This is a genomic window from Pseudomonas sp. MWU12-3103b (genome assembly GCF_023100615.1).
GTDB lineage: Bacteria > Pseudomonadota > Gammaproteobacteria > Pseudomonadales > Pseudomonadaceae > Aquipseudomonas > Aquipseudomonas putida_A.
Window position 1 is genome coordinate 208,541 of sequence record NZ_JALMEY010000012.1, and the last position, 10,640, is coordinate 219,180.

Genomic DNA, 10,640 nt, shown 5'->3' on the forward strand with positions numbered 1-10,640 from the left:
CAGTATGAGGATTTGCCATGACTGATTCACGACGTCCGTTCGATGCGGTGCAACCGGAACCCATCGATGACAACGAAGACCGCATGGGCTCGGTGCATGAGCTGGATTTCGATGAAGACGAACCCAGCGCGAAAATCGGTGACGAGATTCCGGAACGTGAACGCGAGCAACTGATGCCCGCTGAACGGGTGCGCGAGGCCGGGCTTACCGGTGCATCGACGGCTGATCACGAACCGACCGACGATGACTTGAGCCCGGAAACACTGATTCACGAGGATGGCGCACGCGATGCCGAAGAGGCTGGCGAGGGCAATCAGGCCGATTGGGATCTGAGCATTGTCGATGAGGATGACATCGGCGGCGGCAATGGTCTGGATGAGGCGGAGCTGGCGCGGCGTGATCCGCTGGATGGCAATCGCTGATCTGTATTGCCTGTAAGGACGCCTTCGCGAGCAAGCCCGCTCCCACAGGGAATTGAGACTCGGCTCAAAACCAATGTGGGAGCGGGCTTGCTCGCGAAGCTTTTAAACAAGATCAGTCGACCAGGGTGCAGGCCATCACTACGGCGTCTTCGCGCCCGCCCACCGCCGGATAATAATCGCGACGCCGGCCAATCTCATTGAAACCATAGCGCTCATACAACCTGAACGCTGCAGTATTGCTGTCGCGCACTTCCAGGAAGCATTCCCGGGCAGAGGCCGCATACGCCCGCGACATCAGATGCTCGAGCAGCGTCAGCCCCAGCCCCCGTCCCTGATTCTCCGGTTTGACCGTGATATTCAGCAGATGCGCCTCGTCGAGAATGATCTGCACCACCCCGTGGCCGACCTGCTGCTGGCCTTCGAACATCAGCCAGATCTGGTATTTGCCCAGCCCGTCGAGAAAAATCCCGCGCGTCCAGGGATGGCTGTACGCCGCGTATTCGATCTTCAATACCGCGTCCAGGTCCGCCTCGGTCATCGGGCGGAACGATACAGCTTCACTCATTCGATGGTTTCCAGCGCGCCATCAGCCGACGCATGGCTTGCCACACAGCGGCTTTGCGCTGTGGCTCTTCCATTAACAATTCCAGACCGGGGATGGCCCATGCCAGGCCCAGGCCTTCGATCTGCAATTCACTATTGAACGCTTCAGCGTCCACCTCACCGGCAAAGCGCACCGCCGGAAGGCCGATCAGCCACAGGCAGGCGCAGGGTGCCACTTCCATCTGTACCGAGAGGAAACCCTGAACAAAGTCGCGCGCCGCTTCCGGGCCCTGATCCATGGTGCCGCGGTTCAGCCACGGCCAGCGCACCGGCTCGCCGACGATTTGTGGCGCATCCGGCAGACCGGCGGCGCGCAACATGTCTTTAAGCAGCAGATAGGCCGGATCGCGGCTCTGGAACGCTTCGCCTGTGGGTAACTCGACCAGCAGCAGGCAAGCCCCGGCGCGCAGCAATTGCAGGGCAAAACGCGGTGGCGGCACGGGCGCGGGTCTGGCGACAACTGGCGCCTCCTCGACCTCTTCCACCGGTTTGGCGCCGTTGCGGGTACTGGCGAGCGACGGGCGTGGCACTTCGATCTTCGGCCGTTCGACCGGACGGACGGCAGGTTGCACCGGAGCTTCGGCCTGCACAACCGGCATCACCGCCGCCTCTGGCTCAGGCTCGGGCATGTCCAGCAGCTCGGGCCGCGACGGGGCGGCGAAAGGCAATTCGGTGCGCGGCAGCCAGTTGACCACCTGCATGGCGTTCAAATAGGCGCGGCGGCGGGACTCGATAAGCAAAGGGTCGGCCACTTGTGGATAACTGAAGTGGGCTGATTCTACAGCCCTTCGTTCAAGATCGCTTGCTGTTGATCGATAGCCTTTACCTGGGCTCGCTCCCTGAGAAAATGCGACAGCCCGTCCCGAGAGTGAATCGCATCCCTCGTGATGCAGTACAATCGCGGCTTTTAATCGCCAACCAGCCGGCCATTCCGATGATCGAACCCAAGCGCGTCTTGCGCGCCCTCGCTGAACACTGGGCACTTCTGGAGCCACTGTGCGAGCACTTCGACCAAGGCACCCTGAGCCTCAACGAACTGCGCACGCAACTGGCCGCCCAACAACTGGACAGCACGCCGCAGGACATCACCAGCCTGCTCGACGTGTGGATTCGCCTGGACATTCTGGTGCCCGTGGCGAAAAGCCCGAACCGTTTCGAGCTCAACGCGCAGATCCACGACTTCCTCGCCTACCTGCGCCGTGAGCACCGTCTGGGCCTGTGCCTGGAGATCGAAGCCTATCTGCGCCACCTCGAACGTCTGGCCGGCTACATTCAGGACGCGTTCGATGTGCGCGATGGCAACGACCTCGCCCGTCAGCTGCGTTTGCTCGACATGCGCGTGCGCGATGTGCTGAAGAAACTCGACAACGACGAGCAGGCACTGGTCGCCGTGGCCGAACGGGCCAAGACCAGCGACCGGCAGATTCCGCTGCGTCAGCGTTATGCCGAAGTGTTGGCGACCTGGGACGAATACGTCGAGCCAATGATCGATCTGGTGAACGCCGACGGCGCCTTCGAACAAGGCGTGCGCAAGGTCGAAACCGTGCTGCTGAAGATGCTCAGCGAACAGCAGCGCCTCGGTCATCTGGTCGATGACGACATGCTGCTGCGCACCCACGCGCGCATCCTCGAAATGCAGACCAGCGCCCAGTTGACCCTGCGCCACGCCCGCGAACTGCTGCTGCCGCTGCGTGAAGAGGCGCGCCGGCACAACGCCGTGACCCGTGGCGCCGCGCTGGCGCTGGCGGCGATTCGCCGCAAAGGCATCGACGCCGTGCCGCAAGCGGCGATGCCGCTGTTCACCCGGCCGCAAAGCACCTTCCTCGGCAGCGCCAGTCAGGTCGAAGCCTACGTCTACGCCCTGGCGCGTTTCGAGCCGAAACCGGCGCGTTTCCCCAAGGCGCACAAGACCCAGAAATCCGGCGATGCCCCGCGTGCACCGCGCACCGTGCGCGAGATGGTCGAGCGTTGCGAAGAGTCCCTGCCGATGCCGGATCTGATGACCTGGTTGCTGGAGCAGGAACCGGACGGCGCCACCGACGAATTGCTGTACTGGTTCTCGCGTCTGTCGCGGGAAAAACGCTTCACCCGCGAGCGTCTGGAACGCCGCGAATACCACACTCACGAGCACCAGGTCAGCCTGCGCTCCTTCGCCCTGCTCTCGGCCCGCGACTCCGCCGCCGAGGATTCTGCGAGCATCCCCAATGCATCTTGATCTATCCGAACTGTCCCAACTGGCGCCGATCTTCCGCGAGCTGTTCAAGGGCTATCATGTCAGCCGCCGCGACCCGGAACTGTACGCGCAACTGTCAAACTTCCAGGATCAATACCGCACGCTGTTCAAGGCGCTGGGGTTCGAGCTGGTCTGCGACACCCGTGGTTTCTACTACTTCGTGCCGGACATGGCCGCTGCGGCGGTGAACAAGACTGCTCAGCGTCTGGCGCTGTTCACCTTCATTCTCGTCGAGCATCTGGCCGATCAGGGCCGCGATCCGATCGCCGTGCTCGACGGCGGCAGCCTCGGCCGTGAAGAGCTGCCGTCGTTGCTGGATAAATACCGCGACCTGTTCATCCAGGCCGAAGTGCAGACCGTCGAAGAACTTGAAGAAAAAATCATGCGTCGCATGACCCAGCTCGGTTTCGCCGGCGAAGAAAACGGCGTGTACCGTTTCCTGCCGCCGATGCACCGATTCCTCGATGTGTGCCTGTCGGTGCAGCAGGACCGCGATCTGGCGGCCAGCGTACACAGCGTGCTGCCGCTGCCGGCGCCGGTGCTGATCGACGAAGAAGCCGAAGCCAAATTCCTCGAGACCGACGATCCGCTTGATCTGTCCGAATTCGAAGAAGAAAGCGAAGAAGACGCACTGGCCCGCGCCATTGCCGAAGAACAGGAGTCCGACGCATGAGCCAGGAACGCTACGGCATCCGCCGCTTTGCCCTTTTGAACACCGCCGGTTACAGCCTCGGCCTGTTCCCGCTGGAAGAACCGCTATCGGTTTACGGCGCGAACAACCTCGGCAAATCCGCCTCGATCAACGCCTTGCAGTTCCCGATTCTGGCGCGCATGTCGGACATGAGTTTCGGCAAGTACAGCCTGGAACAATCGCGGCGCTTCTACTTTGCTTCCGACACCAGCTACATCCTCGTCGAAGTCAATCTGCCCCACGGCCCACACGTGATCGGCGTGGTCGGGCGCGGCCCGGGTGGTGGTTTCGGTCACCAGTTCTTCGCCTACGCCGGCAAGCTCGATCTGGCGCATTACCAGAAGAACGACACTTGCCTGCGTCAAAAAGAACTGTTCAGCAACCTTGAGAAAGAAGGCCTGAAAGCCTACGAACTCAAGCCGGACGAACTGCGTCGTCTGCTGGTGGGCGGGCACACCTCTATCCCGCTGGACCTGACCCTGATCCCGCTGCGCTCCACCAGCGAGCAGAGCCTGAAGACCTTCCGTGCGCTGTTCATCAACCTGCTGCACATGCGCGAAATCACTGCGGCCAAGCTCAAGCAGTTGTTCCTCGATGCCTTCGAGCACAGCCTGCGTTCCGGCAGCGTCGACTACATCGCCGCGTGCGAAGAAGCCTTCCGCGATGTGCGCCGGATGGAGCAGGACTACAACTCGCTGGTCGCTGCCGGCCCGCTGGTCGAAGCCTTGGCCAACGGCGTGAAACAGCGCGACGTGCTGCGCGGCAAGCTGCATCGCCTGTCGCCGCTGCTCGACTCGTTGCTTGGCACCTGGTCGGACTACGCCACGGCGCGCAAGGAAGAGCTGACAATTCAGGCCGAGCACTACCGTCGCGAACAGGATGATCTGCAAAACGATCAGCGCGGTGGCACCCAGGAACTGATGCGTCTGGAGCGGGAAATTTCCGGCATCCAGCGTTGGCTCGGCGAGTTGTCGGTGCTGAAGAACCGCTTCGCGCTGGTCGATGACGTCAAAGTGCTGGAGCAACAACTGCTCGCGGCCAAGGACGCGCACGACGAACTGGCTGGTGCGCTGGCACAGTCCCGGCAGTTCAGCGCCGAGGATCTGGAAGAGCGTCTGCGCGATCTGGAAAAACGCCTGAAGTCGGTGAAGCAGCAACTCGATCATGCCGACAACAACAGCTATGCCCGCCTGCGCGAAGAGTTCTCGCAGCAGGACGTCGAGCGCCTGATGCGCCTGTTCAACAGCGCGCTGTTCAGCCTGCCGCTGGGCGAACACGGCATTACCCTCGACGAAGATGGCGAGTGGGTCAAATCGGTCGAGCTGATCCTCGATGGCTTCAAGGGCGAGCGTTTCGAAGTGCCGGGGCTGTCGATCGACATCTCGCACATCGAGCCGCCGGCTCTGCAAGCGCTGGCCGACCGCGCCGCGCTGCGCGATCAGAAAGAGCGTCTGGAGAAAGAACTCAAGCAGCTCAAGACTCAGCAAGCCGTGGCCGCCGACCGCGCCGCGAGCAAGACCCAGACCGAAGCGCTGTACCAGCAAGTGCTGGATGCGCAGAAAGCCCTGGAAGATTTCCGTCGCACCCAGACCCTGAGCGCCGAAGAAGGCGACAAGCTTGAGCAGTTGGCGCAGATGGAAGCGGCGCAGGACGAACTCAAGCGCTCCAGCGATGCGTTCACCGAGCGCGTCCAGCAACTGTCGGCCAAGCTGCAACTGGTCGGTCGGCAGATCGCCGACATGGAAGCCAAGCAGCGCACCCTCGACGACGCCCTGCGCCGCCGTCAGCTGCTGCCGGCGGACCTGCCGTTCGGTACGCCGTTCATGGATCCGGTCGACGATTCGATGGACAACCTGCTGCCGCTGCTCAATGACTATCAGGACAGCTGGCAAGGCTTGCTGCGCGCCGACGGGCAGATCGAAGCGCTGTACGCGCAGGTGCGCCTCAAAGGTGTGGCCAAGTTCGACAGCGAAGACGACATGGAGCGCCGTCTGTCGCTGCTGATCAACGCTTACGCGCACCGTACCGATGAAGCCCTGACGCTGGGCAAGGCGCGGCGTGCGGCGGTCACCGACATCGCCCGAACCCTGCGCAACATCCGCAGCGACTACGACAGCCTCGAACACCAACTGGCGCTGTTCAACCGCGAGATCAACAAGCGTCAGGTGTCCAACCTGCAGAGCTTCCGCATCGTCCTGGCGCCGAACAAGGAAGCGCTCAAGCACATCGACCAGATCATCCACAGCGCCGGCCAGTACGAAGAAGGCGAAACCCTGTCGGTGTTCGATCTGAGCCAAAGCGCGGAGCAGGACAATAAGAACGAAGAGGCCAAGGAATACCTGGCACGGTTGGTGGCGGCAAACCACAACCAGCTCGGCCTCAAGGACTTGTTCGAACTGGCGTTCGAGATCACCAAGGTCAATGGCCAGCCAGTGATTCACACCGACATCGACGGCGCGGCCTCCAACGGTACGACCATGACCATCAAGGCGCTGACCAACATGTACTTGTTGCTGCACTTGATGGATCGCGACCTCGCTGGTCGCGTGCGCCTGCCATACTACCTCGACGAGGCGGCGGACATCGACGAGAAGAACCAGGCCGCGCTGCTGGAAACCAGCCTGCAACTGGGCTTCGTGCCGATTCTGGCGAGTGTGAAGCCGCAGGTCTGCGCCAGTGTCGCCATCGACCTGGAAGGCGGTAGCGGCCCGGCGGGGATCTACATCGATGAAGCGGACTGGAAGTACATCCGCCGGCATGATGTGGTGAAGGCCACCGTCAATGTGCAAGCCGATGAGCCGGAACTGGATGAGGTTTGATCGACTTTAGCTGAAGGCAAAAAAAAGGGCCGCGATCTGTTGGGATCGCGGCCCTTTTTTATGGCTTTGGGTTTGTGCTGATCAGGAGGACCTCATCGCTGGCAAGCCAGCTCCCACAGGTTTTTGCGTTGAATACACATTCTGTATACGACACAAACCCTGTGGGAGCAGGCTTGCCCGCGAAGGCGTCCTTCCAGACGCCACATCAATGGCGGGTTATTTACCGAGCGAAATCTTCGGCGCCCAGGTCAGCCACTCATCCTCGAACTTGTCGAACAACGGGAACGTCTGCTCAGCCCGTGCCGGGGTGCCCATGCGCTCACCGTCCGGCGTAGCGAAGGCAATCCCCCCCTGAATCGCCGTCTCCAGCGACTCCGTGCGCACCGTCAGGCCATTGAACAAGCCGATGTCGAAACCGACGCCGCTGGTGTTCCAGAACCGCGTACCGCTGCGCACCAACGGCGCGTATTTCGGTTCGATCAAAATGTGCACCAACACCCGGTCAGCCGTCTGGCCCAGTTCATAACCGGTGACCTTGCCCACGGTGATTTCGCGGTAGGTCACGGGCACACCCGGTTTCAGCGAGCCACGGCGCGCGGCGCTCAACACCAGACTCAAGCCAGCCTCCTGCTTGCTCACTTCCGGCGGACTGGCCAGCGCAACGAAGTTCTTCTGCGGGCCGAGATTTTTCGCCGCCGGCTGCACTTCCACATACTGCCCGGTGACCAGGGTTTCCAGGTTCTGGGTCTTGATCAACCCCAACTCCGGCTTGACCACCCAGAACTGACTGCCGACCCGCGCAATGCGCTCCGGCACTTCGGTGATCCGCGCGGTAATCATCACGGCTTGCAGATCGTCGGTCAGATCGACGTCTTCAATCTTGCCGACATCCAGGCCTTTGAAACGAATCGGTGTGCCCGGGCGCAAACCGTCGGCGCGATCGACCTTGATCGTCACCAGCGTGCCTTTCTGGTTGGCTTCATCATGGTTGGCGAACAGACGGAAGCGTGGAATACGCTTTTGCAGCGGCGCCTTGGCTTGCGGTGTTTCGAAAGCGATACCGCCGGCCATCAACGTCTGCAACGACTCGCTCTTCACTTGAATACCACCCGTAAGACCACCGGTGAGGGTGATGCCGCTGACATTCCAGAAGCGTGTCGACGCGTTGACCAGGCTTTCGTATTCCTTCTCGATATGCACGCCAATGACGATTTGCTTTTTGGTCTTGGAGAACTGATAGCTCTGTACCGAACCGACCTTGACCTGTTTGTACAGAATCGGACTGCCGACTTCGATCGAACCGAGAACATCGGTGAACAGCACCATATGCAGACCCGGCGAACGCAGATCCAGCGGCGGCGCTTTTGGCCGCGCCTCGAATTCGCGTTTCGGCGCGGCACCTTTGTCGCCCGGACGCACGGCAATGTAGTTACCTTTCACCAACGCTTCGAGCCCGGTGATACCGGCCAGGGAAATCGACGGTTTGACCACCCAGAACTGCGTGCCTTCGACCAGATAGTCTTCCGCCAGAGGATCCAGCGTCAGCTCGGCCGTGGCGCTGTTCAGATCCGGATCGATTTTCAACGCTTTCATGTTGCCGACCTGAATGCCTTTGTACATCACCGGCGTACGGCCGGCCTGCAAGCCTTCGAAGTCACTGAGTTTGACCTTGACCCGAATACCGGCAGCGGCGGCGTCGAAGTCCTCATAGAGACGGAACGGCAGGCTTGGATCGGTGGGCGGACTGTCCTTGCGATTCTCCGGAGTGGCGAAGGCAATACCGCCGGCGACGATGCTCGCCAGAGATTCGCTGCGTACCTTCACCCCGGACAGGTTGGCGTCGATGCTGATGCCGCTGGCATTCCAGAAACGTGTGTGTTTGCGCACCAGTTTGGCGTAGGTCGGCTCGATGAACACTTTGAGCTCAACGGTGCTCTGGTCTTCAGACAGCACGTAGCTTTTGATCTGACCGACTTTGATCTGCTTGTAGAACACCGGACTGCCGCGGTTCAGCGAACCGAGGCGATCGGCCTTGATCGTCAGGTGCAGGCCGGGCTTGGAGTCCGATAGCGGCGGCTCTTCGGCCAGCGCCTTGAACTTGCGGGTCGGCTCGCCTTCACCGGGACTGATGGCCACGTAGTTACCTGAAACCAGGGTTTCCAGACCGGTGATGCCGGCCAGGGTCACGCTCGGTTTCACCAGCCAGAAGCGCGTGCTGGTCTTGAGGTATTGCTCGACGTCCTTGTTCATCTCGACGGTGGCAATCACCCCTTTGGAGTTGCCCTCGTCATCAAGTTTGAGCGTCTTCACCTTACCCACCGGCATGCCCTTGTAGACCACTTCGGTCTTGTTGGCCTGGATGCCTTCACCGCTTTCGAAACGCACCTGAATCTCGATGCCGGTTTCGTTATAGGCACGCCAGCCGAGCCAGCCACCGATGATCAGGGCAATCAGAGGCAGTACCCAAATGGCAGACCAGTTGGAGGCCGGTCGGGTTTTCGCTACAGGCAAATCAGTCATGGTCGTCGTCCGACTCCGTGTTATCCCAAATCAGTCGGGGATCGAAAGTTACTGCGGCAAGCATCGTCAGAATCACCACACTGGCGAAGGCGATGGCGCCAAGGTTGGCTTCGACACTGGCAAGCCGGCCGAAGTTGACGACCGCCACCAGAATGGCGATCACAAAGATGTCGAGCATCGACCAACGACCGATGAACTCGATGAAGCGGTACATCCAGATCCGCTGCCGCGCGGACAACGGCTGACGTCGCTGCACCGAAAACAGCAGCAGCGCGATGCCCACCAGTTTGAAGGTCGGCACCAGAATACTGGCGATGAACACCACGGCGGCAATCGGGATCATGCCGTGCTGCACCAACTGGATCACGCCGGACATGATGGTGCTCGGGTCGCCCTGCCCCAGCGAACTGACCGTCATGATCGGCAACACATTGGCCGGGATATAGATGATCGCAGCCGTGATCAGCAGGGCCCAGGTTCGGGCCAGACTGTTCGGGCGACGAGCGTGAACCAGCGCACCGCAGCGGGTGCAGGTCTGCTCGTCGGTGTCCGCATCCTGTTTGTTCAATTCATGGCATTCGGTACAGATCAGAATGCCCGCATCAATCGCCCGCATGGGCATCCTCTCCTGATAACGCCTGCCAGATCTGATGCGGTGACATCACCACTTCCAGCCAGACCTGAACCAACAACAAACCGATGAAACACGCCAGACCGAGGCCGACGGTGATGGCCGCCATGTCCGCCAGTTTGACGATCGCCACGAGGACGCCCATGAGGTAAACCTCGAGCATTCCCCAGTCTTTGAGGTGGTGATAAATGCGGTAGAGCAATAAGCCGTAACTGCGTCCGACGTTGAATCGAATCGTCAGCAAAACGAATAACTGGCACAGCAACTTCAGCAACGGAATAGCCATACTGCACAGGAATACAACGATCGAAACGCCCTGCATGTCCGTATTGAACAAGCCGAGCACGCCGCTCCAGACCGTATCCTGCGAAGATTGTCCGAGGATATTGAGTTGCATGATGGGTAAAAAGTTTGCCGGGATGTACAGCAATAATGCTGCGATCACCAAGGCAAGGCTGCGCTGCACCACATTATGGCGATGGGCGTACAACTCGTAACCGCAGCGCGGGCAGAGTGCTTTCTCGCCATGGGCAAGCTTGGGCTTGCACATCAGCAGGTCGCACTCATGACAGGCCACCAAGTCTTCCAGCGGTAAATCTGACAGCCCTTGGGCGTCAACCGGATTTGACATAAAGGCTCTGGCTCCGAAGAAGATGGGGGTTATTCTAGTGTTCTGATTCGAAAATAACTGTGCAAAATTGTTCGCTGCCTAAGTAAAAAT

General features: G+C 60.5%; 9 protein-coding genes. 4 read left to right on the top strand and 5 right to left on the bottom strand.

Annotated elements, in window-relative coordinates; translation table 11 throughout:
- Positions 1-17 precede the first annotated feature (17 nt).
- Positions 18-422: a hypothetical protein gene (locus tag M0808_RS19460; RefSeq protein WP_027612254.1), complete on the top strand. Its 405-nt coding sequence runs from the start codon at positions 18-20 to the stop codon at positions 420-422.
- Positions 423-534: 112 nt separating this feature from the next.
- Here the strand turns inward: M0808_RS19460 and rimI are convergent, their stop codons facing one another.
- Positions 535-987: a ribosomal protein S18-alanine N-acetyltransferase gene (gene rimI / locus M0808_RS19465; protein ID WP_064589192.1), complete on the bottom strand. Its 453-nt coding sequence runs from the start codon at positions 985-987 to the stop codon at positions 535-537.
- The gene (locus M0808_RS19470; RefSeq protein ID WP_247842170.1) at positions 980-1,726 is read right to left on the bottom strand and encodes an energy transducer TonB; all 747 of its coding nucleotides are present in this window, start codon (positions 1,724-1,726) and stop codon (positions 980-982) included. The genes rimI and M0808_RS19470 overlap by 8 nt, the downstream gene beginning before the upstream one ends.
- A gap of 233 nt (positions 1,727-1,959) precedes the next feature.
- On the opposite strand from M0808_RS19470, the gene mksB reads away from it, so the two are divergent.
- From mksB to mksF, 3 genes are read left to right on the top strand one after another with little or no spacing between them, the layout of a single operon-like run.
- The gene (gene mksB / locus M0808_RS19475; RefSeq protein ID WP_167734176.1) at positions 1,960-3,240 is read left to right on the top strand and encodes an Mks condensin complex protein MksB; all 1,281 of its coding nucleotides are present in this window, start codon (positions 1,960-1,962) and stop codon (positions 3,238-3,240) included.
- Positions 3,230-3,931, top strand: a complete 702-nt coding sequence (gene mksE, locus M0808_RS19480) for an Mks condensin complex protein MksE (RefSeq protein WP_016773189.1) — start codon at positions 3,230-3,232, stop codon at positions 3,929-3,931. Before mksB ends, mksE begins: the two co-directional genes overlap by 11 nt.
- Positions 3,928-6,768, top strand: a complete 2,841-nt coding sequence (mksF, locus tag M0808_RS19485; protein WP_003228206.1) for an Mks condensin complex protein MksF — start codon at positions 3,928-3,930, stop codon at positions 6,766-6,768. The genes mksE and mksF overlap by 4 nt, the downstream gene beginning before the upstream one ends.
- Before the next feature lie 216 nt (positions 6,769-6,984).
- Here mksF and M0808_RS19490 read toward each other — a convergent pair whose 3' ends face one another.
- Genes M0808_RS19490 through M0808_RS19500 form a run of 3 tightly spaced genes read right to left on the bottom strand, consistent with a single transcriptional unit; the run spans position 6,985 to position 10,550 of the window.
- Entirely contained in the window at positions 6,985-9,288 is a 2,304-nt protein-coding gene (locus tag M0808_RS19490) for an MlaD family protein (protein ID WP_247842167.1), read from the bottom strand.
- A complete protein-coding gene (locus M0808_RS19495; protein WP_007961513.1) occupies positions 9,281-9,904 on the bottom strand; it encodes a paraquat-inducible protein A in 624 nt (207 codons plus the stop codon). The genes M0808_RS19490 and M0808_RS19495 overlap by 8 nt, the downstream gene beginning before the upstream one ends.
- Positions 9,891-10,550 carry a paraquat-inducible protein A gene (locus M0808_RS19500; protein WP_247842168.1) on the bottom strand — a complete coding sequence of 220 codons (660 nt, stop codon included), beginning with the start codon at positions 10,548-10,550 and terminating at the stop codon, positions 9,891-9,893. The genes M0808_RS19495 and M0808_RS19500 overlap by 14 nt, the downstream gene beginning before the upstream one ends.
- Positions 10,551-10,640: the final 90 nt, after the last annotated feature.